This window comes from Pantoea sp. S18 (assembly GCF_045689705.1).
GTDB lineage: Bacteria > Pseudomonadota > Gammaproteobacteria > Enterobacterales > Enterobacteriaceae > Pantoea > Pantoea symbiotica.
On sequence record NZ_CP142688.1, the window covers coordinates 3,258,756 to 3,282,660 of the forward strand.

Annotated in this window: 23 protein-coding genes, 5 tRNA genes and 1 other annotated feature; of the genes, 7 read left to right on the top strand and 21 right to left on the bottom strand. The window is 51.6% G+C overall.

The features are described 5' to 3' along the window. Window positions 1–71: 71 nt before the first annotated feature. From clpB to rluD, 3 genes are all read right to left on the bottom strand, one after another. Entirely contained in the window at window positions 72–2,645 is a 2,574-nt protein-coding gene (clpB, locus tag VIJ98_RS15050) for an ATP-dependent chaperone ClpB (protein ID WP_323274717.1), read from the bottom strand. Window positions 2,646–2,771: 126 nt separating this feature from the next. Continuing rightward, window positions 2,772–3,500, bottom strand: a complete 729-nt coding sequence (gene yfiH, locus VIJ98_RS15055) for a purine nucleoside phosphorylase YfiH (RefSeq protein ID WP_258143800.1) — start codon at window positions 3,498–3,500, stop codon at window positions 2,772–2,774. Further along, the gene (gene rluD, locus VIJ98_RS15060) at window positions 3,497–4,477 is read right to left on the bottom strand and encodes a 23S rRNA pseudouridine(1911/1915/1917) synthase RluD (RefSeq protein WP_323274720.1); all 981 of its coding nucleotides are present in this window, start codon (window positions 4,475–4,477) and stop codon (window positions 3,497–3,499) included. The genes yfiH and rluD overlap by 4 nt, the downstream gene beginning before the upstream one ends. A gap of 130 nt (window positions 4,478–4,607) precedes the next feature. On the opposite strand from rluD, the gene bamD reads away from it, so the two are divergent. From bamD to pheA, 4 genes are all read left to right on the top strand, one after another. Continuing rightward, window positions 4,608–5,348 carry an outer membrane protein assembly factor BamD gene (gene bamD, locus VIJ98_RS15065; RefSeq protein ID WP_008109011.1) on the top strand — a complete coding sequence of 247 codons (741 nt, stop codon included), beginning with the start codon at window positions 4,608–4,610 and terminating at the stop codon, window positions 5,346–5,348. Between the two features lie 276 nt (window positions 5,349–5,624). Next, a complete protein-coding gene (gene raiA, locus VIJ98_RS15070) occupies window positions 5,625–5,951 on the top strand; it encodes a ribosome-associated translation inhibitor RaiA (protein WP_008109009.1) in 327 nt (108 codons plus the stop codon). A 96-nt stretch (window positions 5,952–6,047) separates the two neighbouring features. Then, window positions 6,048–6,172 (top strand) — a sequence feature (Phe leader region). Beyond that, window positions 6,049–6,096 (top strand): pheA operon leader peptide PheL, encoded by a 48-nt coding sequence (pheL, locus tag VIJ98_RS15075; RefSeq protein WP_100703679.1) that lies wholly within the window; start codon window positions 6,049–6,051, stop codon window positions 6,094–6,096. (Overlaps the previous feature by 48 nt.) Window positions 6,173–6,194: 22 nt before the next feature. After that, window positions 6,195–7,358 (top strand): bifunctional chorismate mutase/prephenate dehydratase, encoded by a 1,164-nt coding sequence (gene pheA, locus VIJ98_RS15080; RefSeq protein WP_323274723.1) that lies wholly within the window; start codon window positions 6,195–6,197, stop codon window positions 7,356–7,358. Between the two features lie 33 nt (window positions 7,359–7,391). Here the strand turns inward: pheA and tyrA are convergent, their stop codons facing one another. Both tyrA and VIJ98_RS15090 read right to left on the bottom strand, forming a co-directional pair. Further along, complete coding sequence (tyrA, locus tag VIJ98_RS15085; protein ID WP_061719956.1) at window positions 7,392–8,513, bottom strand: bifunctional chorismate mutase/prephenate dehydrogenase; 1,122 nt, start codon at window positions 8,511–8,513, stop codon at window positions 7,392–7,394. A 6-nt stretch (window positions 8,514–8,519) separates the two neighbouring features. Further along, a complete protein-coding gene (locus VIJ98_RS15090; RefSeq protein WP_061719955.1) occupies window positions 8,520–9,599 on the bottom strand; it encodes a 3-deoxy-7-phosphoheptulonate synthase in 1,080 nt (359 codons plus the stop codon). Window positions 9,600–9,887: 288 nt separating this feature from the next. Here VIJ98_RS15090 and VIJ98_RS15095 point away from each other — a divergent pair, with 288 nt between their 5' ends. Beyond that, the gene (locus tag VIJ98_RS15095; RefSeq protein ID WP_154155471.1) at window positions 9,888–10,409 is read left to right on the top strand and encodes a GNAT family N-acetyltransferase; all 522 of its coding nucleotides are present in this window, start codon (window positions 9,888–9,890) and stop codon (window positions 10,407–10,409) included. 57 nt (window positions 10,410–10,466) lie between these two features. On the opposite strand, the gene rplS is transcribed toward VIJ98_RS15095, so the two are convergent. The 5 genes from rplS to ffh all read right to left on the bottom strand — a co-directional run bounded on the left by rplS (window position 10,467) and on the right by ffh (window position 13,980). After that, complete coding sequence (gene rplS / locus VIJ98_RS15100) at window positions 10,467–10,817, bottom strand: 50S ribosomal protein L19 (RefSeq protein WP_007893316.1); 351 nt, start codon at window positions 10,815–10,817, stop codon at window positions 10,467–10,469. Window positions 10,818–10,859: 42 nt separating this feature from the next. Continuing rightward, complete coding sequence (gene trmD, locus VIJ98_RS15105; protein WP_036649673.1) at window positions 10,860–11,624, bottom strand: tRNA (guanosine(37)-N1)-methyltransferase TrmD; 765 nt, start codon at window positions 11,622–11,624, stop codon at window positions 10,860–10,862. A gap of 35 nt (window positions 11,625–11,659) precedes the next feature. Further along, window positions 11,660–12,208 (bottom strand): ribosome maturation factor RimM, encoded by a 549-nt coding sequence (gene rimM, locus VIJ98_RS15110; RefSeq protein ID WP_008108998.1) that lies wholly within the window; start codon window positions 12,206–12,208, stop codon window positions 11,660–11,662. Between the two features lie 18 nt (window positions 12,209–12,226). Then, entirely contained in the window at window positions 12,227–12,475 is a 249-nt protein-coding gene (gene rpsP, locus VIJ98_RS15115) for a 30S ribosomal protein S16 (RefSeq protein WP_007893313.1), read from the bottom strand. 143 nt (window positions 12,476–12,618) lie between these two features. Beyond that, complete coding sequence (gene ffh, locus VIJ98_RS15120) at window positions 12,619–13,980, bottom strand: signal recognition particle protein (RefSeq protein ID WP_008108995.1); 1,362 nt, start codon at window positions 13,978–13,980, stop codon at window positions 12,619–12,621. Between the two features lie 167 nt (window positions 13,981–14,147). Between ffh and VIJ98_RS15125 the strand changes: the two genes are divergently transcribed. Then, complete coding sequence (locus VIJ98_RS15125) at window positions 14,148–14,942, top strand: inner membrane protein YpjD (RefSeq protein ID WP_323274744.1); 795 nt, start codon at window positions 14,148–14,150, stop codon at window positions 14,940–14,942. Window positions 14,943–14,952: 10 nt separating this feature from the next. Beyond that, window positions 14,953–16,239: an HlyC/CorC family transporter gene (locus VIJ98_RS15130; RefSeq protein ID WP_154155469.1), complete on the top strand. Its 1,287-nt coding sequence runs from the start codon at window positions 14,953–14,955 to the stop codon at window positions 16,237–16,239. A gap of 53 nt (window positions 16,240–16,292) precedes the next feature. On the opposite strand, the gene luxS is transcribed toward VIJ98_RS15130, so the two are convergent. The 11 genes from luxS to alaS form a co-directional block, all read right to left on the bottom strand. Continuing rightward, window positions 16,293–16,808: an S-ribosylhomocysteine lyase gene (gene luxS, locus VIJ98_RS15135; RefSeq protein WP_007893307.1), complete on the bottom strand. Its 516-nt coding sequence runs from the start codon at window positions 16,806–16,808 to the stop codon at window positions 16,293–16,295. A gap of 150 nt (window positions 16,809–16,958) precedes the next feature. Continuing rightward, window positions 16,959–18,563 (bottom strand): glutamate--cysteine ligase, encoded by a 1,605-nt coding sequence (gene gshA, locus VIJ98_RS15140; RefSeq protein WP_008108989.1) that lies wholly within the window; start codon window positions 18,561–18,563, stop codon window positions 16,959–16,961. A 31-nt stretch (window positions 18,564–18,594) separates the two neighbouring features. Beyond that, the gene (locus VIJ98_RS15145; protein ID WP_323274747.1) at window positions 18,595–19,023 is read right to left on the bottom strand and encodes a YqaA family protein; all 429 of its coding nucleotides are present in this window, start codon (window positions 19,021–19,023) and stop codon (window positions 18,595–18,597) included. Next, window positions 19,020–19,586, bottom strand: a complete 567-nt coding sequence (gene yqaB, locus VIJ98_RS15150; RefSeq protein ID WP_008108985.1) for a fructose-1-phosphate/6-phosphogluconate phosphatase — start codon at window positions 19,584–19,586, stop codon at window positions 19,020–19,022. Before yqaB ends, VIJ98_RS15145 begins: the two co-directional genes overlap by 4 nt. A 241-nt stretch (window positions 19,587–19,827) precedes the next feature. Continuing rightward, window positions 19,828–19,904 (bottom strand) — tRNA-Arg (locus VIJ98_RS15155). A gap of 44 nt (window positions 19,905–19,948) precedes the next feature. Continuing rightward, a tRNA-Arg gene (locus VIJ98_RS15160) sits at window positions 19,949–20,025 on the bottom strand. Window positions 20,026–20,080: 55 nt separating this feature from the next. Then, window positions 20,081–20,157, bottom strand: a tRNA-Arg gene (locus VIJ98_RS15165). Window positions 20,158–20,242: 85 nt separating this feature from the next. Next, a tRNA-Arg gene (locus VIJ98_RS15170) sits at window positions 20,243–20,319 on the bottom strand. Window positions 20,320–20,327: 8 nt separating this feature from the next. Continuing rightward, window positions 20,328–20,420: transfer RNA gene (locus VIJ98_RS15175), tRNA-Ser, on the bottom strand. Between the two features lie 305 nt (window positions 20,421–20,725). Next, a complete protein-coding gene (csrA, locus tag VIJ98_RS15180; protein WP_008104508.1) occupies window positions 20,726–20,911 on the bottom strand; it encodes a carbon storage regulator CsrA in 186 nt (61 codons plus the stop codon). A gap of 249 nt (window positions 20,912–21,160) precedes the next feature. Then, a complete protein-coding gene (alaS, locus tag VIJ98_RS15185; RefSeq protein ID WP_154155467.1) occupies window positions 21,161–23,788 on the bottom strand; it encodes an alanine--tRNA ligase in 2,628 nt (875 codons plus the stop codon). Between the last annotated feature and the right edge of the window lie 117 nt (window positions 23,789–23,905).

A 23,905-nucleotide genomic window follows, 5' to 3' on the forward strand; every position in this document is an offset into this window, starting at 1 on the left:
GCAAAAAGCAGCTGATTCTTGTGATAAGGCCAAAAAAAACGGGCCCGCAGGCCCGTTTTAATCGGAAGTGATTACTGATGAGCAACAATCACCTCATCTTTTACATCCATTTCGATGGTTTTTCCCGGAACCAAGGCACCAGAAAGAATCTGCTGTGCCAGCGGATTTTCAATCTGCTGCTGGATAGCACGTTTCAATGGACGCGCACCATAAACCGGGTCATAGCCATTCTCGCCGAGCAGTTTGAGCGCCTCATCGGAGATATGCAGCTGATAGCCGCGCTCCTCAAGACGTTTATACAAACGTTGCAACTGAATCTGCGCAATGGAAGCAATGTGTTTTTCGCCCAATGGGTGGAACACCACCATGTCATCGATACGGTTGATAAACTCTGGGCGGAAATGCTGCCCCACAACCGTCATCACCACCTCTTTCATCTCCGCGTAATCCAGAGAACCGAAACGTTCCTGAATAAGATCGGAGCCAAGGTTCGAGGTCATGATCACCACGGTATTGCGAAAATCGACTGTACGACCTTGTCCATCGGTTAAACGCCCATCATCAAGCACCTGCAACAGGATGTTGAAGACATCAGGATGCGCCTTCTCCACCTCATCCAACAAAATCACCGAATAAGGACGACGACGCACCGCTTCGGTCAGATATCCGCCCTCTTCATAGCCGACATATCCCGGAGGCGCACCCACCAGCCGCGATACCGAGTGTTTTTCCATAAACTCGGACATATCAATACGCACCATCGCGTCATCGCTGTCGAACAGGAAGTTAGCCAGCGCTTTACACAATTCGGTTTTACCGACACCCGTTGGTCCAAGGAACAGGAAGGAACCAATTGGGCGATTCGGATCCGACAAGCCGGCGCGACTACGACGAATGGCATTCGAAACCGCTTCTACCGCTTCGTTCTGGCCGATAACCCGTGAGTGCAGCTCTTGCTCCATACGCAGCAATTTATCGCGCTCACCTTCCATCATGCGTGCGACCGGTATTCCGGTCCAACGCGCCAGCACATCGGCAATCTCCACATCCGTTACGCGATTACGTAACAGCTTCATGGTTTTGCCTTCAGACTGCGTAGCAATGGCTAACTGTTTCTCAAGTTCCGGAATTTTTCCGTACTGCAGTTCAGACATCTGACCCAGGTCGCCAACGCGACGTGCTTGCTCCATTGTCAGGCGCGCTTGTTCCAGCTCTGCTTTGATGTTCTGCGTGCCAGTTAAAGAGGCTTTTTCTGCTTTCCACTCTTCTTCCAGCTCAGCATATTCACGCTCTTTCTGGTCAAGTTCGCTTTCCAGCATTTCCAGACGCTTCACGCTGGCATCATCAGACTCTTTCTTCAGCGCCTGCTGCTCCAGTTTTAACTGGATGATACGGCGCTCAAGGCGATCGAGTGATTCTGGCTTCGAATCCATCTGTAAACGAATACTTGAAGCTGCTTCGTCTATCAGGTCGATGGCCTTATCCGGCAGCTGGCGATCAGAGATATAACGGTGCGACAACGTCGCCGCAGCCACAATCGCCGGATCGGTGATCTGCACATGGTGGTGCAGTTCATAGCGTTCTTTCAGTCCGCGCAGAATGGCGATGGTATCTTCCACACTCGGCTCAGCAACAAAGACTTTCTGGAAACGACGTTCCAACGCCGCATCTTTCTCAATGAACTGACGATACTCATTCAGCGTGGTTGCGCCGACACAGTGCAACTCACCGCGAGCCAATGCTGGTTTCAGCATGTTGCCCGCATCCATTGCACCATCGGCTTTACCGGCGCCAACCATGGTATGCAGTTCGTCGATAAACAGAATGACGTTGCCTTCCTGCTTTGCCAGGTCGCTAAGCACGCCTTTGAGGCGCTCTTCAAATTCACCACGATATTTGGCGCCCGCCACCAGCGAACCCATATCCAGCGCCAGCACGCGACGGCCTTTCAGACCTTCCGGCACTTCACCATTGATGATGCGCTGCGCTAAACCTTCGGCGATAGCCGTTTTACCGACGCCAGGTTCACCAATCAGCACTGGGTTATTTTTGGTACGACGCTGCAACACCTGAATGGTGCGGCGGATTTCTTCATCACGACCAATCACCGGATCCAGCTTTCCGAGTTCGGCACGCTCTGTAAGGTCGATGGTGTATTTTTTTAATGCCTGACGCTGATCTTCAGCCCCTTGATCGTTCACGCTGTCTCCTCCCCGTATTTGCTCGATGGCCTTAGAGAGTTTTTCCGACGTCGCGCCAGCTGATTTCAATAGGTCAGCCAGCGAGCCACGTGAATCGAGGGCCGCCAATACAAATAATTCAGATGATATAAAGTTGTCGCCGCGCTTTTGCGCCAGCTTGTCGCAAAGGTTGAGTACCCGAATCAGATCGGCTGATGGCTGTACATCGCCATCGGTCCCTTCAACCTGCGGTAGTCGATTAATCGCTTGTTCAATGCTGGTACGCAGGCCAGCCACGTCGGCACCCGCTGCGCTGAGCAACGGACGCACCGATCCGCCTTCCTGATTGAGCAATGCGCTCATCAAATGAAGGGGTTCAATGAATTGATTGTCATGTCCCAGAGCAAGGGACTGTGCATCGGCAAGTGCCAGTTGAAATTTATTAGTAAGACGATCCAGACGCATAATTCCTCCCATTACAGGTCAAAATGCTACTGGAGATTAAATGAGGTCATCCCTCAAATTTTTCAAGGTTAATGACCTGAGTTGTGAGCAAAAAATACGCTAACTGGACCGTCTTGTGGCGTAAGGTTATCTCAGCCAAATCAAAGTTGCCATACGCCCGGTGATTCCGTCGCGTCGGTAGGAGAAAAAATCATCGCGCTCCTGGAAGGTACAACGCGTAGAACCACTGATGGAATGTACGCCGGCCGCTTGTAACCGCTGACGAGCCAGCAGCCAAATATCGGCGAAGTATTTGTTACCTACCGGGCGGAAAGCTTCTTCCGCTTTTGAATCATGCGCCATAAACGCCGTTCTGACTTCCGGACCAACTTCAAATGCCTGTGGCCCAATTGCCGGACCAAGCCATGCATGAATGTCATGTGGCGAGCAGTGAAACTGTGACAACGTCTGTTCCAGCACGCCATTACAGAGACCACGCCAACCCGAGTGCGCTGCAGCGACTTCACTACCATCCTTGCTACAAAACAGCACCGGCAAACAATCCGCCGTCATTACTGCGCAAACAACCCCGCTTTCACGGGTGATGGCGGCATCTGCGCGCGGTAGAGGATCGCTGGCGGGTAAACGCGCAACCACTTGGCCATGAATCTGATCCAGCCATTGCGGCATTGCAGGTAGCGCCAGTTGCTCAACTAGATGTTGACGATTCTGAGCAACATGCGCTTCAGCGTCGCCAACGTGCCCACCAAGATTCAATGAATCCCAGGGGGCAGCGCTGACGCCGCCGTATCGCGTGGTGGAACATGCCCGAACATGCTGCGGCGCAGGCCAATCCGGGATGATCCATTCACTCATAGCCAATCCATCTGATCGCGGAATTCAAGGGTATCGGCTTTCAGCGCATCAATTAAATCGACCATATCCTGCGGCAACGGTGCATGCCATTCCATCTCAATACCGGTAATGGGGTGATAGAGACGTAACATCGTGGCATGCAGCGCCTGGCGATCAAAACCACGTAACGTAGTGATGAATGCTTCAGATGCACCTTTTGGTGGACGTGGACGGCCACCGTACAGCGGATCACCCACCAGCGGATGGTTGATATGCGCCATATGCACACGAATCTGATGCGTACGACCGGTTTCAAGGCGTAAACGCAAACGCGTATGGGCACGGAAGTGTTCCATGATGCGATAGTGCGTGGTGGCCGGTTTACCCATCGGATGCACCGCTATGTGTGTGCGTTTGGTTGAGTGGCGCGCCATTGGCTGATCCACAGTACCGCCTGCGGTCATGGTGCCGATCGCTACCGCTTCATATTCACGCGTAATTTCGCGCAGCTGCAGCGTTTCAACCAGGTGAGTTTGTGCAGGAACGGTTTTCGCTACCACCATCAAGCCGGTGGTATCTTTATCCAGACGATGAACAATCCCTGCGCGAGGCACGTCAGCGATCGGTGGATAGTGATAAAGCAGTGCGTTAAGCACCGTGCCATCCGGATTACCGGCGCCGGGATGCACCACCAAACCGCGAGGTTTGTTGATAACCAGAATGTCGTCATCTTCATAGACGATGTTCAGCGAGATGTTTTGCGCTTCCCAGCGTTGCTCTTCTTCGATCTCAGCATCAATCGAGACATGCTCACCGCCAAAAACTTTTTCTTTTGGTTTATCGATGATAGTGCCGTTGACGCTGACTCGGCGCTCAAGAATCCATTCTTTTATGCGAGAACGTGAATAATCAGGGAACAATTCTGCCAAAGTCTGATCTAAGCGTTGTCCAAGTTGTGCTTCGGACACCGTTGCGGTGAGTTGAACTTGTTGTGCCATATACAGCTTCTTCGTTAACGTTGGGTTTTCACGGCGATGCCGTTTAATATAATGTGCTATCGTACCTGGTCATAACTGGGAGCTATACGGACAGCTTCTGCTACAACACTTTGAGGATAATCATTTCGTCATGACGCGTATGAAACATCTGGTGGCTGCTGCCACACTGAGCCTGAGCCTGGCGCTTGTGGGTTGTTCTGGCTCATCAGATCCAGTCCCGGACAGCCCGCCGTCTGAAATTTACGCCACGGCCCAGCAAAAGCTGCAGGACGGTAACTTTAAAGCGGCGATTAAGCAACTGGAAGCACTGGATAACCGCTATCCATTTGGTCCTTACTCGCAGCAAGTACAGCTGGATTTGATCTACGCGTATTACAAAAATGCCGATCTGCCACTGGCGCAAGCCGCTATATCTCGCTTTATGCGTCTCAATCCAACCCATCCGAATATCGACTATGTCATCTATATGAAAGGTCTGACGGATATGGCGCTGGATGATTCTGCACTGCAGGGCTTCTTCGGTATCGATCGTTCCGATCGTGATCCGACGCACGCTCGTGATGCTTTCCGTGACTTCTCGCAATTACTGCGCGGTTATCCAAACAGCCAATATGCTGCGGATGCGCAGAAACGTTTGGCATTCCTGAAAGAGCGCCTGGCGAAGTATGAACTCTCGGTGGCGCAATTCTATACCAAGCGCGGTGCCTATGTCGCTGTTGTTAACCGCGTGGAAACCATGATGAAGGATTATCCGGATACTGAGGCGACGCATGAAGCGCTGCCGTTGATGGAAAATGCTTACCGCCAGCTGCAGTTGACGGCTGAAGCTGACAAAGTAGCAAAAATCATTGCGGCAAATAATCAGTCCTGATTATGACACCCACAAAAAAGCAGCCCATGAGGCTGCTTTTTTTATGTCATTTAGTAGATAACTCAACAATTTTAGAGATTTATCGCTGCGGTTATCCATTCAATGATGCGCCCTTCCTCACTCGTCTTCAAGCATTTCCGGCTACTTTCCCGGCCTTTCTCACAATTAAGCGGCATTGACAAAAAGTGACATTTCAATGTGATTTAGATCACACATTTTCTTAATATCCGCGGTATGCTGGTCCTACCCAGACGGAAATGACAGAGAGGTTTAACTATGATTCTGAACATTACCAGCAAACAAATGGAAATCACCGAGGCCATCCGTAACCACGTTGAAGAGCGTCTCGCCAAGCTGGAAAAATGGCAAACACATCTGATAAACCCTCACATTGTGTTATCGAAAGAGCCGAAGGAGTTTGTGGCTGATGCCACCATTAATACCCCTAACGGAACGCTGGTTGCCAGTGCGAAACATGATGATATGTACACGGCCATCAATGACTTGATTGCCAAGCTGGAGCGACAACTTAATAAAGCGCAACATAAACCCGAAGCACGTCGCGCCAATAGTAGTGTGAAAGATTTTCTTCCTACGGAATAAACAAACATCTTTAGTAACGCGCCTTCGGGCGCGTTTTTTATTGACAGCTTTAAATCACTGCGGTTACTCTCAAGCCACTTCATTTATGGAAACAACCATGAAACATCTGCCGTTCTTCTTCGCATTCTTTTTTACCTTCCCCTGATTGGGAGGCGATTCGTCATGTGAAAATGAATGCGAAGACGAACAACAAAGCCTCCCAAATGGGAGGCTTTTTTATTGGACATTTTACAGGTGAGCCCTATGAATCCCGAAAATCCGCTGCTGGCCTTACGCGATAAAATCAGCGCCGTTGATGAAAAACTGTTAGCGCTTTTGTCGGAGCGTCGCACACTGGCTGTTGAAGTTGCCCAAGCTAAACTGGCAACGCATCGCCCTATCCGAGACGTAGAACGTGAACGCGCACTGCTGGAAAACCTGATTTCTCTGGGTAAAAAGCATCAGCTTGATGCGCATTATATTACCCGCCTGTTCCAGCTGGTAATTGAAGATTCTGTTCTTACCCAGCAAGCCTTGTTGCAAAAGAATCTCAACCATCCACACGCTCACGCGCCGCGCATTGCATTCCTTGGCCCGAAAGGTTCTTACTCACATCTAGCGGCGCGTAAATATGCCACCCGACATTTTGATTCGATGGTGGAGATCGGCTGCCTGAAATTCCATGACATTATTCATCAGGTCGAGAGTGGTCAGGCGGATTACGCGGTAATGCCGATTGAAAATACCAGCTCTGGCTCGATTAACGACGTTTACGACCTGCTTCAGCAAACTACGCTATCGATTGTGGGTGAACTGACCATTCCAATTGAGCACTGTGTGCTGGTCAACAGCAGCACCGATCTACAGCAGATCGAAACGGTGTACAGCCATCCACAGCCATTCCAGCAGTGCAGCCAATTCATCAATCGCTTCCCGCAATGGAAAATCGAATACACCGAAAGCACCGCTGCAGCGATGGAGAAAGTGGCCGCGATGAATTCCCCGAAGGTTGCCGCATTGGGTAGTGAAGCGGGCGGTGAGCTGTATGGATTGCAGGTACTGGAACGCAACCTGGCCAATCAACAGCAGAACCATACGCGCTTCATCGTGCTGGCACGTAAAGCGATTGAGGTTTCCGGCCAGGTTCCGGCGAAAACAACGCTGATTATGGCGACTGGCCAACAAGCGGGCGCATTGGTTGAAGCGCTGATGGTATTGCGCAACCACGGCCTGATCATGAGCAAACTGGAAAACCGTCCAATTAACGGCAATCCATGGGAAGAGATGTTTTATATTGATGTGCAAGGCAATCTGCAATCAGAGAATATGCAGTTGGCGTTAACGGAGTTAAGCGGCTTGACCCGTTCATTAAAAGTTCTCGGCTGTTATCCAGGCGAGAATGTAGTGCCGGTTGAGCCGCGCCTCTAAGCAAAAAGGCATCCTAACGGATGCCTTTTGTTTTTACTGCCGGCTGTCGTTCGCCGATCGCAGCATGCTTCTGCTTTCGACCAGGAAGCGTTTCGCGTAATCACCAAACCAGTGTTCAACCCGCTCGAAGCTATCGATGAAGGCTTGCTTATCGCCCTGCTCGAGCAGTTTGATCGCATCACCAAATCGTTGGTAATAACGTTTGATCAGCGCCAGATTACTCTCTGAAGACATAATAATGTCCGCGTAAAGCTGTGGATCCTGCGCAAACAGACGTCCAACCATCGCCAGCTCAAGGCGGTAGATTGGCGAAGACAACGCCAACAGCTGATCCAGATTAACGTTCTCTTCCGCCAGGTGCAGACCATAAGCGAAAGTTGCAAAGTGACGCAGTGCCTGAATAAACGCCATATTCTGGTCGTGCTCAACGGCACTGATACGATGCAGGCGCGCACCCCAAACCTGAATCTGCTCAAGGAACCACTGATAAGCTTCCGGCTGACGGCCATCGCACCACACCACAACCTGCTTCGCCAGGCTGCCGCTGTCCGGACCAAACATCGGATGCAAGCCCAGAACCGGTCCAGTGTGCGCGGCTAGCATCGCTTGCAGCGGGCGATTCTTCACCGAGGCTAGATCGACTAAAATGCAGTCTTCTGGCAATTTCGGCAGCTCACCGATAATTTGCTCTGTGAGATGGATTGGCACACTGATGATCACCATGCCCGCATCTTTCAGCAGCTCGTCCGAACGTTCCCAATCGCCTTTATCCAGAATGCGGACCTGATAGCCAGAAAGTGTCAGCATCTTTTCAAACAGACGCCCCATCTGGCCGCGGCCACCCACTATTACCACCGGACGCAGCGTAGGACACAGTGTTTTAAAGCCTTTGTCATTTTCATGCGCATAAGATTCACGCATCAAGCGACGCAATACATCTTCAATCAAATCCGGCGATACACCGAGCGCTTCAGCTTCCTGACGGCGAGAAGCCAACATGCTGGCCTCACGCTCGGGAACATAGATCGGCAAACCGTAGCGGCTTTTAACTTCCCCTACTTCGGCTACCAGCTCCAGTCGTTTTGCCAGTAACCCAAGTAGTGCTTTATCTACTTCATCGATTTGATCGCGTAGCGCGGTCAGTTCAGCCACCATGACTCATTACACCTCGTGTGACAGACGCGCCGACAGCACTCCCTGCAGATCCTGATGGATTTCACGCAGCAACGTTTCAGTGGTTTCCCAGTCGATGCAAGCATCAGTGACGGATACACCGTATTTCATTTCGCTACGTGGCTGTTCAGAAGACTGATTGCCTTCATGAATGTTGCTTTCCAACATCAGGCCAATGATGGAACGGTTTCCATCTTTAATCTGCGCGATAGCCGATTCGGCTACGCCAGGCTGGCGGCGATAGTCTTTGTTAGAATTACCATGGCTGCAATCTATCATTAAGGCCGGACGCAGTCCCGCTTTCAGCATCTCTTTTTCACACTGAGCGACATCTTCTGGACCGTAGTTTGGTGCTTTACCACCGCGCAGAATCACATGCCCATCTGGGTTGCCCTGGGTTTGCAGCAAGCAAACCTGACCAGCCTGATTGATACCTACAAAACGGTGCGGCATCGCAGCGGCGCGCATGGCGTTAATCGCGGTACCAAGGCTGCCATCCGTACCATTTTTAAAACCAACCGGCATGGAAAGGCCTGAAGCCATTTCACGGTGGGTTTGTGATTCAGTGGTACGCGCACCGATCGCTGACCAGCTAAACAGATCGCCAAGGTATTGTGGGCTATTGGGGTCCAGCGCTTCGGTCGCCAGCGGTAATCCCATCTCGACGAGATTAACCAACAGCTGACGTGCGATATGCAGGCCGGCTTCCATATCAAACGAGTTGTTCATGTAAGGATCGTTGATTAACCCTTTCCAGCCGACGGTGGTTCGAGGTTTTTCAAAATAAACGCGCATAACGATGTACAGCTGATCCTTCAACTGTGCAGAGAGAGATTGCAACTGACGGGCATAGGCAAGTGCGGCTTCGGTATCGTGAATCGAACAAGGACCACAAACCACCAACAGGCGCGGATCGCGGCCCGCAATAATGTCGGCAATGGTCTGGCGAGAAGACGCAATTTGCGCTTCCTGCGCCGCAGTGAGCGGGAATTTGGCTTTCAGCTCTTGCGGGGTAATCAAAATTTGTTCGTCGGCGATATGCACATTGTTCAGCGCGTCTTTCTGCATGATTGCGATCCTTTTTACTGGTTTATGCGGTTTGGGATCCTCACTGAGGATGGCGCTTACTTTATCACATCATGTACATCTTGCAATCCACACATGTACACTTTTATTACCAGCAAAATAAAAAACTACTTAAAAAAGCACATAAACCATCAATATCAAAAACTTAAGTGAACACATCAAAACGCCGCTTTGTAAACAAATAATTACACCACAATAAATCCCGTTAGTGATTTTTGCCAGTAGCCGAGCTAACATTCTGTTATTCATTATTTTTTCAGAGATCGTGCGATGTCCATTTCGCTTGTCACACTGCGTCATTTCACGTTGCAGGATATCGACGCTTTTGCCCAGGCCGTCAACGAATCGCTAGGTACGTTAAAACCCTGGATGGCTTGGGCCCACGACGATTATCATCCTGATGAAGCTGCCAGCTGGATCGATTTTACGCGCATTCAACGCAGTAAACGCGAAGCGGAAGAGTTCGCTATTGTGGATGGCAACAATCGGTTGCTGGGAAGCGCCGGTATTCGTTTCGCAAAGAATCCAGGCGAAAGCAGTGCATTAGGATATTGGGTGCGCAGCGATGCTCAGCGGCAAGGCGTTGCGACGCGTGCGGTGGCGCAGTTGGTCGAATTTGGCTTCCAGTATCCACATATCAATCAGCTAGAGATTCTGGCAGCAGAAGAGAATTACGCCAGTCGAGCGGTTGCCTTACGCAGCGGGTTCACATTGGTTGATTATTGCTTTGGGCTGATCATTCTGGAGAGCGGAGCGGTGAACGCCGCGATTTATCATTTACAGCGCCCATAAAAAAAGGGGCTAGCCAAATGGCCAACCCCTTGTTTGCTATTAACTTTGAGAAGTCGCTTACGCGCCAAGACGCTCTTTGATACGAGCTGACTTACCGGTACGCTCACGCAGGTAATACAGTTTGGCTTTACGCACAGCACCACGACGTTTAACAGCAATGCTGTCAATTACTGGAGAGTGAGTCTGGAAGACACGCTCAACACCTTCGCCGTTAGAAATCTTACGAACAGTGAATGCAGAATGCAGACCGCGGTTACGAATAGCGATAACCACGCCCTCGAATGCCTGCAGACGCTTCTTAGAACCTTCTACGACCCATACTTTCACTTCCACGGAATCACCCGGACGGAATGAAGGTACGTCCTGCTTCATCTGCTCTTGTTCAAGTTGCTTGATAATGTTGCTCATAATTAAATCTCTTATCCTGGGTAAACTGATAGTGAGGGAAGATTACTCTCCCGCCTCATCGTTTTGTTGCTGCTGATGTTCACGCTGGAACTCATTTAGCAACCGTGCTTGCTCTTCAGTCAGAGCCAGGTTTTCCAGAAGTTCAGGTCTTCTTAGCCAGGTACGGCCTAACGACTGTTTCAGGCGCCAGCGGCGAATATCGGCATGGTTGCCCGACAGTAAAACTGGCGGAACTTCCATCCCTTCTAACACTTCAGGTCGGGTGTAGTGCGGGCAATCCAGCAAACCATCCGAGAACGAATCCTCATCGGCTGACGCCTGTTTACCCAGTACGCCGGGAATAAACCGGGCGACCGAGTCAATCAACGTCATGGCTGGCAGCTCACCGCCACTGAGAACGTAATCACCGATTGACCATTCTTCATCAATCTCAGTGTGAATCACGCGCTCATCTATCCCTTCATAGCGACCGCATACCAGAATCAACTTCTGATTAGTCGCCAGTTCGCAAACGCCCTGTTGGTCCAATTTGCGTCCCTGAGGTGAAAGATAAATCACCTTAGCGCCTTCTCCCGCCGCCGCTTTCGCTGCGGAGATGGCGTCCCGTAAGGGTTGCACCATCATCAACATTCCCGGTCCGCCGCCGTAAGGACGATCGTCCACGGTACGGTGCCGGTCATGCGTGAAGTCACGAGGACTCCAGCTTTGAATGTCGAGCAGGCCATTTTTTACTGCCCGGCCAGTTACCCCGTACTCGGTAATAGCGCGAAACATCTCTGGAAACAGGCTAATAACACCAATCCACATCGCGTTCGCCGTTACGTTACCGGATTGTCCGGAGATCAAAAACCAGGATCCCAATCTACTTCAATAAGGCCAGTAGAGAGATCGACTTTCTTGATAACCTGTTCATCAAGAAACGGTATTAACCGCTCTTGCGCACCGAATGCATCCTTCAGGTTTGCCTTAACGACGAGAACGTCGTTCGATCCGGTTTCCATCAAATCAATGACTTTGCCCATCTCGTAGCCTTCGAGGTTCACTACTTTCATACCCATAAGGTCTTTCCAGTAGTAATCGCCTGCTTCCAGCGCTGGCAGCTGCGTGGAGTCGACCGTAATTTCGCAATTGGTCAACTGTGCCGCAGCGTCCCGATCGTCAATGCCTTTGACTTTGATGATCAGGTCCTGATTGTGGTGCTTCCAGCCCTCGAGTTCGACCTGCTGCCATTTACCGGCGCGCTGGATGAACCAAGGTTGGTAGTCGAAGATGCTTTCAGCGTCTTCAGTGGAGGAAAACACTTTGAGCCAACCCCGAATTCCGTAAGCCGCGCCCATTTTTCCCAATACAATCGGGTTAACGGGAGGCTGCCCGGCAGGTTTAATGCTCATGCTCACCACCGTGACAGATTAAGCTGCTTTCTTTGCTTCTTTGATCAGCGCATTAACGCGATCAGAAAGCGTTGCGCCCTGGCCAACCCAGTGCTCAATACGGTCCAGATCCAGACGCAGACCTTCAGCCTGACCAGAAGCGATCGGGTTGAAGAAACCTACGCGCTCGATGAAACGACCGTTACGAGCATTGCGGCTGTCAGTTACGACGACCTGATAGAACGGACGCTTTTTAGCGCCGTGACGTGCCAAACGAATTGTTACCATAACATCCTCATTAGTTAATAAAGCGCTCGGGCCCCATCGAGGAACGGGGCCCGAGCGCGATATAAAAAGCCCGAAAATTTTACTCATTTTGGCGCAAAAAGCAACCTGAGTGTGTCAAATAACCGGCTTTCTGTGCGGCCGCCTTAGCGACCAGGGAATCCAGGCGGCATCATACCTTTCATGCCACGCATCATTTTGGCCATGCCGCCTTTCTTCATTTTCTTCATCATGCGCTGCATATCATCGAACTGTTTCAGCAGTCGGTTGACGTCTTGCACCTGCATGCCTGAGCCCAGCGCAATACGGCGTTTGCGCGACCCCTTGATAATTTCTGGCTTTTCACGCTCTTTACGCGTCATCGAATTGATGATGGCTTCCATGCGAACCAGCACTTTGTCATCCATCTGCGATTTCACGTTGTCAGGCAGTTGTCCCATGCCCGGCAGTTTACCCATCAGGCTCGCCATGCCGCCCATGTTGCGCATCTGCTTCAACTGCTCAAGGAAGTCATTGAGATCAAAACCGTCGCCGGTTTTCAGTTTCTTCGCCAGTTTCTCCGCCTGATCGCGGTCAACTTTGCTCTCGATATCTTCGATCAGCGACAGAACATCGCCCATGCCAAGAATGCGCGACGCGATACGCTCTGGATAGAAAGCTTCCAGCGCTTCGGTCTTCTCGCCCATCCCCATAAATTTGATTGGCTTGCCGGTAATGTGACGAATCGACAGCGCCGCACCACCGCGCGCATCACCATCGACTTTCGTCAGGATCACACCGGTCAGCGGCAGCGCTTCGTTGAAGGCTTTCGCCGTGTTGGCTGCATCCTGACCGGTCATGGCATCGACCACAAACAGCGTTTCCACCGGATTGATCGCGGCGTGTACCTGTTTGATTTCGTCCATCATCGCTTCATCGACGTGTAAACGACCGGCGGTATCCACCAGCAGCACATCGTAGAATTGCACTTTGGCTTGTTTCAACGCGTTCTGAACAATGTCGACCGGCTTTTGGCTCAGATCGGACGGACAGAAATCCACACCGACCTGTTCGGCCAGGGTTTCCAGCTGTTTGATCGCCGCAGGGCGATAAACGTCAGCAGAAACCACCAACACTTTCTTCTTGTGCTTCTCGCGCAAGAATTTACCCAGTTTTGCCACGCTGGTAGTTTTACCGGCACCTTGCAAACCTGCCATCAGCACTACGGCTGGCGGCTGAGCATTCAAATTGAGCGCATTATTTTCAGCGCCCATCGCCGCAACCAGTTCGTTGCGCACGATTTTGATGAACTCCTGGCCTGGCGTCAGGCTTTTGTTCACATCGTGGCCAACGGCGGCCTCTTTGACGCGATTAATAAATTCACGCACCACCGGCAGCGCAACGTCAGCTTCCAGCAGCGCCATGCGAACTTCACGCAGCGTGTCTTTGATGTTGTCTTCAGTCAGCCTTCCGCGGCCGCTGATATTGCGCAGGGTTTGCGACAAACGATCGGTTAAATTATCAAACATGCTCTCTCACTTAGAACCGTAGCGAGGCCGCCATAGGCGACACAATGCGGCGGATTATAACACGAAGACGAAGCGATCTCTGCAATTGACCGTCAGATCGTTTGGAGCCTGCTGCTGCTGGCGCTATACTGCTTTTTTCCTTATCTGACCGATACCTGAAAGGATCTATGTTCGTTTTCGCGATCATGGCGCTGTTCGCCTACTCCCTCAGCCTTGCATTGATCATTCCCAGCCTGCTTAAACGCAACGGTGGCTGGCGTCGTTTTGCTGTGCTTTCTGCCTGCGTGGCGCTGATTGCGCACGCCGTTGCCCTGCAGCAGCGCATTTTTGCTGTTGATAACGGGCAAAACCTCAGCCTGCTCAATATCGGCTCGCTGGTTAGCCTGCTGATCTGCGCCATCATGACGATTGTCGCCTCGCGTAATCGTGGTTGGCTGCTGCTACCCATTGTTTACAGCTTTGCGTTGATAAATCTGGCCTTTGCCACCTTTGTGCCGAATGCATTTATTACGCATCTGGAAACCACACCGGGCATGATGGTGCACATCGGCCTGTCGCTGTTTGCCTATGCCACGCTGATCATTGCAGCACTGTATGCGTTGCAGCTGGCGTGGATCGATTACCAGTTGAAAAATAAGAAACTGGCTTTCACTCAGGATATGCCGCCGCTGCTCAGCATTGAGCGCAAAATGTTCCACATCACGCAGATTGGTGTCGTGTTGTTGACGCTGGTGCTGTGCACCGGTTTGCTCTTCATGCATAACCTGTTTAGCGCTGAGAATGTGGATAAAGCGGTACTCTCCATCATTGCCTGGTTTGTCTACATCGTTCTGCTTTGGGGACACTATCGTGAAGGCTGGCGCGGACGCCGCGTCGTGTGGTTTAACTGTGGCGGCGCATTGCTGCTAACCATGGCCTATTTCGGCAGCCGCGTTCTTCAGCACCTGCTCACCTCTCACTAAGGATTTTGTGTTGGAACACGTTTCAACCACCACGCTGATCATTACGCTGGTCATCATGGTGCTGGTCTCTGCGTATTTCTCCGGTTCAGAGACCGGCATGATGACGCTCAATCGTTACAAACTGCGCCATAAAGCCAAAAGCGGTAATCGCGGCGCGCGTCGGGTGGAAAAACTTCTGCGTCGTCCCGATCGCCTGATCAGCCTGGTTTTAATCGGCAACAACCTCGTTAATATCCTCGCCTCCGCTCTTGGCACCATTGTTGGTATGCGCCTGTATGGCGATGCCGGCGTGGCGATTGCTACCGGTATTCTGACTTTTGTGGTGCTGGTATTTGCTGAAGTGCTGCCGAAGACGGTCGCGGCGCTCTATCCAGAAAAAGTCGCCTATCCCAGTAGCGTGTTACTGGCTCCGCTGCAGTATGTGATGTTGCCACTGGTGTGGCTGCTGAATACCATCACCCGCATTTTGATGCGCATGGTGGGCATTAAAACCGACGGTTCCATCAACTCGGCGTTAAGCAAAGAAGAGTTGCGCACCATCGTGCATGAGTCACGTTCGCTGATGTCGCGTCGTAATCAGGACATGCTGCTGTCAGTACTCGATCTGGAGAAAGTCAGCGTGGATGACATCATGGTGCCGCGCAATGAGATCGTCGGCATCAACGTCAATGATGACTGGAAATCCATTGAGCGCCAGCTAAGTCATTCGCCGCATGGACGCATCGTCCTGTTCCGCGATTCGCTGGACGATTGCGTTGGTATGCTGCGCGTGCGGGAAGCCTGGCGCATGATGACCGAGAAGAAAGAGTTCAACAAAGATCGCCTGCTGCGTGCTGCTGATGAAATTTACTATGTACCGGAAGGCACCCCGCTTAACGTGCAGCTGGTTAAATTTCAGCGTAATAAAAAGAAAGTCGGCATGGTGGTTGATGAATATGGCGATGTTAAAGGCTTAGTGACAATCGAAGATATTCTGGAAGAGATCGTCGGCGATTTCACCACCTCAATGTCGCCATCGCTGGCCGAAGAAGTGATGCCGCAAAATGATGGTTCGGTATTGATTGAAGGCAGCGCCAATGTGCGTGAAATCAACAAAGCCTTCAACTGGACGCTGCCGGAAGAGGATGCGCGCACCATTAACGGCATGCTGCTGGAAGCACTGGAAGAGATTCCGCTGGTTGATACCCGCGTTACCCTTGCTGCCTACGATATCGATATCCTCGATGTGCAGGACAACATGGTGAAGCAGGTGCGCATCACGCCGCACCACGCACTGAAATCCTCCATCGGCTCCTGAAGCCTGCAAACAAAAACGCCGCGATAATCGCGGCGTTTTTCATTGTGTCTCAACTAGATGTGCAGCTCTTTCAGCTTTTCAGCTGGCAGCTTCAAATCTTCGTTGCGGTTCACGCCAATGTCGTGAGCCAGCACATTGCGCGCGATCTGCTGCGCTTCATCCAGTGAGTGCAGTTTGTAGCTGCCGCACTGATATTCGTTCAGCTCTGGAATCTGGCCCTGCTCTTTAACTTTCAGAACATCTTCCATCGCGCCTTTCCAGGCTTTCGCTACACGCTGCTCGTCAGGCGTACCAATCAAACTCATGTAGAAGCCAGTACGGCAACCCATCGGAGAGATGTCGACGATTTCAACGCCGTCACCATTCAGGTGATTACGCATGAAGCCAGCAAACAGGTGCTCCAGCGTATGAATGCCACGCTCAGTCAGAATTTCAATATTCGGACGGCAAAAACGCAGGTCGAAAACGGTGATGGTATCGCCATGCGGAGTTTTCATGGTTTTTGCTACGCGTACTGCAGGTGCGCCCATGATGGTGTGATCAACAGTAAAACTATCCAGTAGTGGCATACGTCACCTCCTGTTTTGAGATTTTTTTTAAAACGATGAAACTTTTCTTTTCGTCCAGCGTCTGAATATATGAAAGACGCGCATTTGTTATCATCATCCCTGACAACAGAGATGTTTATTTTGGCCACATTGATGTGGCCATTTTCTTTTCTAGCCTTCGCGACCCGCGAGGTAACTTTCGAAATCCAGCGTATCGCTCTGTTCCAGCTTCTCTTGTGCCTGCACCGACTCCAACGCCTGACGACTAAAGTCCTCTTCAGTCAGAATCTCTAACGACTCTTCACACAGCAGATGACGATATTGCTCTGCCAATGCTACGCCAGCGCCGGTCAAACCGTTTTCTTTGATCGCATGCAGAATGCGCGCCGAATAGGTTAGCTCAGGATCGTCGAAAGATGCCACCAGTTGATCGCAAACCTGTTGATATTGCGTGTTGCCGTGATTGCTGTCGAGCACTTCCGCCACGCGACGCAGATCGGCAAACAGCGCTTTACCCACTTCAACCAGCGTATGTTCGGTTTCGCTACAACCCACAGCAATGACCTGGCCGGGTTTACGCCCTTCCATCACCACGCGGTTCCAGTTTTTACGCGTACACAGCAGCTCATCCGCGCTCATTTCAGGCGCGTCAGCCAGCGTACACCAAATCAGGAACAGATCGAGGAAACGCGCCTGATCGGCATCCACGCCAATCGCGGAGAATGGGTTGATGTCCAGCGAACGCACTTCAATGTATTCAATACCGCCGCGCAGCAGCGCATCAGATGGCGCTTCACCTGAACGCGTAACGCGTTTTGGACGAATCGGTGCATACAGCTCGTTTTCAATCTGCAGCACGTTGGTGTTCAGCTGCAACCAGTTGCCATCGGCATCTTTGGTGCCCATGGCGGCATACTCTTCCGACGGCGTTTTGATCGCCGCTTTCAGTGCCGCAACGTAGCCTTCCAGCGAGTTAAAGGTGATACCCAACCCGCTCTGCGATTTATTGGTGTAACCGAGATCGCTCAGACGCAGCGAGGTGGCGTGAGGCAGCCACAGCGTGCCTTTGCCGTCAGTTTCAAACGGCAGATTGCTCTCACGTCCTTGCAGGAATGAGGAGCAGATCGCTGGCGATGCACCGAACAGATAAGGAATGACCCAGCCAAAACGATAGTAGTTGCGAATCAAACGAAGATAGCCGGCAGAGATGGTCTCTTTGCCACTTTCGGCATCTTTCACATCCGCCCACTCCTGCCAGAACGACAGCGGCAGCGAGAAGTTGTAGTGCACGCCAGAGATAATCTGCATCAGCGCGCTATAGCGATTCTTCAGCCCCTGACGATACAGCGTTTTCATTTTGCCGATGTTGGAGCTGCCATACTGCGCCAGCTCGATGCTATTAACATCATCAATGAAGCCAGGCATGCTGAAAGGCCACAAGCGCTCATCGCCCAACTCACGTGCCACATGGCGGTGAATATCGCGCAGAAACGCCAGTGAACGATCGATGCTCTGATCGACCGGCGTGATGAACTCCATCAGCGTTTCAGCAAAATCGGTGGTAATCCAATCATGCTTGAGCGCCGAACCGAGTGACTCAGGATGTCCTGTGGTTGCCAGGTGACCATCGGGTTTTACGCGTAAAGATTCGCGCTCAATACCACGGCCGATACCCTTTAACGCGTCAGGATGCGCTTCCAGCCAGGAAAGTGCCTTAGATACGTCCGGGATCACATTAACCTCCCGCTGTGTGAATAATTTATTTTTGTTCAGCATAATGTTAACCGTAGCCTCGAATCTGTGCGAATCAATGCCACCATTGCATTGTTTGTAATGTGGCAGTCGCGATAACGATATAACGCAGCGTTTTACCGATGGCGAGGAACAACACCGAAGGCAGCCAGGCAAAGCGCAACCATCCTGCTAGCACGCAGAGTAAGTCGCCCACTACCGGCAGCCAGCTGAAAATCAGTGCTGCAGGTCCCAATCGGTGTAACCACGTCATTGCTGTGTCGTGCCATCGCCCTTGCCCTTTTGGTGGCATCAGGCGACCAAGAAGAATGTTGGTCAAGCCGCCCAGCGTGTTTCCCACTGATGCAGCCAATAACAATCCATAAACCGAACCCTTTTGGGCGATCAGCAGTGCAACCAGCACCGCTTCCGAGCTTCCCGGTAACAGAGTCGCGCTCAGGAAGCTGCTGCCGAATAACGTTCCATAGGTCAGAAATTCATTCACAGTAAACGGACATCAACCACGTCCATGCCTGCTGCTTTGGCGGCTTGTACGCCGAAGTCAGCATCCTCAAACACCACACAGCGCTCGGGCGCGATGCCCATCAATTCAGCGCAGCGTAAAAAGGTATCCGGCTGCGGTTTATGACGCTGTACGTCATCCGCTCCGACAACCGCATCAAACAGGTGGTAAACGCCTAGCTCTTCGAGCAGGGCTTTTGCCAGGCTGTGTTCACTGCCGGTGCCCACCGCCATCGGACGGCGACCATGATAGGCTTTGACCACGTCCATCAACGGCAGCGGACGCACGTCATCCAGCAACATCGCTTTCAGCGCAGCGGTTTTTTCCGCCGCCAGCAGATGCGGATCGTGCGTTGCGTTGTTCTGCTCAAGAATGAACTGCGCCAGTTGCCAGGTTGGAGCGCCGTTGAAGCCCACCATTTTTTCTTCATCCATGGTGAAACCATAGCGGCCAAGCACCTGTTGCCAGGCTTTTCGATGTGTCGGCTCAGTATCCAGAATTGTGCCGTCCATATCGAAAATCAGGGCGTCATATTGGTCGTACATTGTCACTCCATCGAGCACCACAAAATGAGCCATTACTTTAGCGTAATGCGCTCAGGTTGTCGCCAGGCGCGCTTAACCGCAAATGCTTTGAAAGCATTAGTTTTTTTCGTTTTCGGAAAAAGGTCAGAGTGCAATGCCGGGGTTAAACGCCGGTTAATTCAGCAATTTTTTTGCAAGTGGATTTGATTGGCGCAGAATTCAGAAACTGAGAGTCGAAAACAGAAAGGTAATGAAGAAGAGATGGTGCATCCAGGAGGATTCGAACCTCCGACCGCTCGGTTCGTAGCCGAGTACTCTATCCAGCTGAGCTATGGATGCATCGAGTTACTGCTGAAGTCAATTTTGAGAAGTTTGAAGATGAATGGTGCATCCAGGAGGATTCGAACCTCCGACCGCTCGGTTCGTAGCCGAGTACTCTATCCAGCTGAGCTATGGATGCATTGAGGTTTTCTTACGATGGACTAACTGAAACAACCTGAGGATGATACGAAGAATGGTGCATCCAGGAGGATTCGAACCTCCGACCGCTCGGTTCGTAGCCGAGTACTCTATCCAGCTGAGCTATGGATGCATCGAGTTAATTCTTGTACAACGCAGGGTGCTAACAACTCACCATGAAAGGAACTGCTCGTTCACTCTTACTTCACCATTCCGAATGGTGCATCCAGGAGGATTCGAACCTCCGACCGCTCGGTTCGTAGCCGAGTACTCTATCCAGCTGAGCTATGGATGCATCGGAAATGGCGGTGAGGCGGGGATTCGAACCCCGGATGCAGCTTTTGACCGCATACTCCCTTAGCAGGGGAGCGCCTTCAGCCTCTCGGCCACCTCACCTTACGCGTTCTTCCGAACCGTGCTTCTGAACTTGTTTCTGCTCATCGGCACTGCGTGGCGCACATATTACTTTCCCGGACTTATAAGTCAAACATTTATTTCCAGCCTTTTGTTTGATTGCACAAATGACGCTCAATTCGGATGCTTTAACGACAAAAAGAGTGATTTATCAACAAAGAAAGGCTACTGGAGAACACAAATGAGGATTAAAAGACTGGAGGGATTGAGAAAGAAAAACGGGAGATGTGCGGGACTGGAGGGGAAAAACCGGTAGCGCCTCGCTCAGGAGCGAGGCGCTGAATCCGTTAGTAACTCGAGGCTTGAGTTTTTTCGGCTTGAATACGCTGATAGATCTCTTCGCGATGAACCGAAACTTCTTTAGGCGCGTTAACACCAATGCGGACCTGGTTACCTTTAACACCCAGCACCGTTACAGTCACCTCATCGCCAATCATGAGGGTTTCACCAACTCGACGAGTTAGAATAAGCATTCTTTGCTCCTTGAAAGATTAAAAGAGTCGGGCTTGTTCGGTCTCCCGGCCGTATCCATCATATAACGCTGAACAATGCCTATGACAAATACACCATTGTGCTTCGCCATGCCAATACATTCTGCTGATAGTTAGTTTAGCCGAAATACACTACATCAACCGGACTTTGTCATTACCTGGTGTGCACCGCGTTAAAAAAGCGCCAGAAAACGGGCTTCTGGCGCTTATCACAATGCGAAGTTTTATACGTTACAGTCGGTTACTGACCCATTCCTGCACGCCAGCTAGCGCGCCAGCCAGCGCCTGCGGATTTGTACCGCCGGCCTGAGCCATATCTGGGCGACCACCGCCTTTACCGCCAACCTGAGAGGCAAGTTCGCCAATCAGCTCGCCAGCTTTTACGCGGTCAGTGAGATCTTTGGTCACACCAGCAATCAGTGAAACTTTTCCATCATCAACCGTTGCCAGCACGATGATGGCAGACGTTAACTGGTTTTTCAGGTCGTCGACCATGGTACGCAACATTTTCGGCTCAACGTTGCTCAGTTCACTGACCAGCAACTTCGTGCCTTTAACGTCAACAGCCTTACTGCTCAGTGAAGCGCTTTCCTGCGCAGCTTGCTGATCGCGCAGTTGTTGCAACTCTTTTTCCAGCGCACGGACGTGATCAACCAGGCCGCGCACCTTCTCATTCAAATTACTGCTATTGGCCTTCACCAATTGCGCCACATCCTGCAGCTGTTGGCTCTGCGCATTCACTTGTGCCAACGCACCTTCGCCGGTTACGGCTTCAATGCGACGTACACCTGCAGCAGTACCCGATTCAGACTGAATGCGGAACAGGCCAATATCACCGGTACGCAGTGCGTGGATACCACCACACAGCTCAGTAGAGAAATCGCCCATGGTCAGCACACGTACGCGCTGATCGTACTTCTCACCAAACAGCGCCATTGCGCCCTTCTGTTTTGCATCATCGAGATCCATGATTTCGGTCTCAACGGCAAGGTTGCGGCGAATCTGTGCGTTAACAATATCCTCAACCTGACGGATTTCCTGCGGCTTCATGGCTTCAAAATGAGAGAAGTCGAAACGCAGATACTTATCGTTAACCAGCGAGCCTTTCTGTCCTACGTGATCACCCAACACTTGACGCAGTGCGGCATGCAGCAAGTGCGTGGCGGAGTGATTCAAGCGGATGCGCGCGCGGCGAGTTTCATCAACCTGGGCATGCAAACGGTCGCCAACGCGTAACTGGCCGCTGCTCAGCTTACCGATATGACCAATCGCTTTACCATACTTCTGAGTGTCCTGAACGCTAAATTCAGCATTCTGCCCAGCCAACACGCCAGTATCGCCAACCTGTCCACCTGACTCGCCGTAGAACGGCGTTTCGTCAAGCACGACCACCGCGTCCTGACCTGCACTGATCTGCTCAACTTGCTGACCGTCGACGAACAGTGCTTCGACTGTCGCATTCAGTTCCAGATGGTCATAGCCTTTGAAGTCGGTTGCGGCATCAATGCGAATGACATTGTTATAGTCGGCACCAAAACCACTGGCCTCACGCGCACGCTGACGTTGCTGCTCCATCGCGGCTTCAAAACCGGCTTCATCAATCTTCAGATTGCGCTCGCGGCATACATCAGCAGTCAAATCCGCCGGGAAACCAAAGGTATCGTACAGACGGAACACCGTTTCGCCATCAAGCGTATCGCCCTGCAGCTTCGCCAGTTCTTCATCCAGCAGCGCAAGTCCACGCTCCAGCGTTTTAGCAAACTGCTCTTCTTCGTTCTTCAACGCGTTTTCAACATGCTTCTGCTGACGCTTCAGGTCTTCACCTGCGGCACCCATCACCTCGATCAGTGGCGCAACCAGCTTGTAGAAGAATGCCTCTTTCGCGCCCAGCATATTGCCGTGACGCACCGCGCGACGAATGATACGACGCAACACATAGCCGCGGTTTTCGTTCGATGGGATTACGCCATCGGCGATCAGGAAGGCACAAGAACGAATATGGTCAGCGATAACGCGCAGCGACTTGTTATCCAGATCGGTTGCGCCAGTTACCTGTGCAACAGACTTGATCAATTTGGCAAACAGATCGATTTCATAGTTGGAGTTAACATGCTGCAGCACGGCAGCAATTCGCTCCAGACCCATGCCGGTATCCACTGACGGTTTCGGCAGCGGCTCCATGGTTCCGTCGGCCTGACGGTTGAACTGCATGAAGACGATGTTCCAGATCTCGATGTAACGATCGCCATCTTCTTCCGGGCTGCCCGGCGGGCCACCCCAGATATGATCGCCGTGATCGAAGAAAATTTCGGTGCATGGGCCGCAAGGACCGGTGTCGCCCATCTGCCAGAAGTTATCTGAAGCATAAGCGCTGCCTTTGTTGTCACCGATACGGATAATGCGCTCGCGCGGCACACCAATATCGTTAGCCCAGATTTCGAAGGCTTCATCGTCTGTTTCATAGACGGTCACCCACAGGCGCTCTTTAGGCAGCTTAAACCACTGCTCACCCGTCAGCAGTTCCCATGCATAAGCGATCGCTTCTTTCTTGAAGTAATCACCAAAGCTGAAGTTGCCCAACATTTCAAAGAAGGTGTGGTGACGTGCCGTGTAGCCCACGTTTTCGAGGTCGTTATGCTTGCCGCCGGCACGCACACAACGCTGAGACGTCGTTGCACGCGCATAGTCGCGCTTATCCTGACCGAGGAAAACGTCTTTAAACTGGACCATCCCGGCATTGGTAAACAGCAAAGTCGGGTCGTTGTTCGGTACGAGGGAGCTGCTGGCTACAACCTGATGTCCCTTGCTATGAAAAAAGTCGAGAAACGCTTGACGGATCTCAGCAGTGCTCTTGCTCATAAAATTCCTGGAATCACGCTAACGAACGTTCCCTTTCGCTGGCAAACCCTATCCATCCGGCCTGCCGCTGACTGAGGAACAAAAAGTGGGAATAAGATAAATTTTCTTCAGTGGGAA

What these genes read in the sequence shown, in the direction of transcription:
- luxS (WP_007893307.1), bottom strand. Translation starts at nt 16,808, where the DNA reads ATGCCACTACTGGATAGTTTTACTGTTGATCACACCATCATGGGCGCA.
- VIJ98_RS15095 (WP_154155471.1), top strand. Translation starts at nt 9,888, where the DNA reads ATGTCCATTTCGCTTGTCACACTGCGTCATTTCACGTTGCAGGATATC.
- ffh (WP_008108995.1), bottom strand. Translation starts at nt 13,980, where the DNA reads ATGTTTGATAATTTAACCGATCGTTTGTCGCAAACCCTGCGCAATATC.
- VIJ98_RS15125 (WP_323274744.1), top strand. Translation starts at nt 14,148, where the DNA reads ATGTTCGTTTTCGCGATCATGGCGCTGTTCGCCTACTCCCTCAGCCTT.
- bamD (WP_008109011.1), top strand. Translation starts at nt 4,608, where the DNA reads ATGACGCGTATGAAACATCTGGTGGCTGCTGCCACACTGAGCCTGAGC.
- yqaB (WP_008108985.1), bottom strand. Translation starts at nt 19,586, where the DNA reads ATGTACGACCAATATGACGCCCTGATTTTCGATATGGACGGCACAATT.
- VIJ98_RS15090 (WP_061719955.1), bottom strand. Translation starts at nt 9,599, where the DNA reads ATGCAGAAAGACGCGCTGAACAATGTGCATATCGCCGACGAACAAATT.
- tyrA (WP_061719956.1), bottom strand. Translation starts at nt 8,513, where the DNA reads ATGGTGGCTGAACTGACCGCGCTACGCGATCAAATCGATGAAGTAGAT.
- trmD (WP_036649673.1), bottom strand. Translation starts at nt 11,624, where the DNA reads ATGTGGATTGGTGTTATTAGCCTGTTTCCAGAGATGTTTCGCGCTATT.
- yfiH (WP_258143800.1), bottom strand. Translation starts at nt 3,500, where the DNA reads ATGAGTGAATGGATCATCCCGGATTGGCCTGCGCCGCAGCATGTTCGG.
- pheA (WP_323274723.1), top strand. Translation starts at nt 6,195, where the DNA reads ATGAATCCCGAAAATCCGCTGCTGGCCTTACGCGATAAAATCAGCGCC.
- rplS (WP_007893316.1), bottom strand. Translation starts at nt 10,817, where the DNA reads ATGAGCAACATTATCAAGCAACTTGAACAAGAGCAGATGAAGCAGGAC.
- gshA (WP_008108989.1), bottom strand. Translation starts at nt 18,563, where the DNA reads ATGCTGAACAAAAATAAATTATTCACACAGCGGGAGGTTAATGTGATC.
- clpB (WP_323274717.1), bottom strand. Translation starts at nt 2,645, where the DNA reads ATGCGTCTGGATCGTCTTACTAATAAATTTCAACTGGCACTTGCCGAT.
- rimM (WP_008108998.1), bottom strand. Translation starts at nt 12,208, where the DNA reads ATGAGCATTAAACCTGCCGGGCAGCCTCCCGTTAACCCGATTGTATTG.
- rpsP (WP_007893313.1), bottom strand. Translation starts at nt 12,475, where the DNA reads ATGGTAACAATTCGTTTGGCACGTCACGGCGCTAAAAAGCGTCCGTTC.
- rluD (WP_323274720.1), bottom strand. Translation starts at nt 4,477, where the DNA reads ATGGCACAACAAGTTCAACTCACCGCAACGGTGTCCGAAGCACAACTT.
- alaS (WP_154155467.1), bottom strand. Translation starts at nt 23,788, where the DNA reads ATGAGCAAGAGCACTGCTGAGATCCGTCAAGCGTTTCTCGACTTTTTT.
- csrA (WP_008104508.1), bottom strand. Translation starts at nt 20,911, where the DNA reads ATGCTTATTCTAACTCGTCGAGTTGGTGAAACCCTCATGATTGGCGAT.
- raiA (WP_008109009.1), top strand. Translation starts at nt 5,625, where the DNA reads ATGATTCTGAACATTACCAGCAAACAAATGGAAATCACCGAGGCCATC.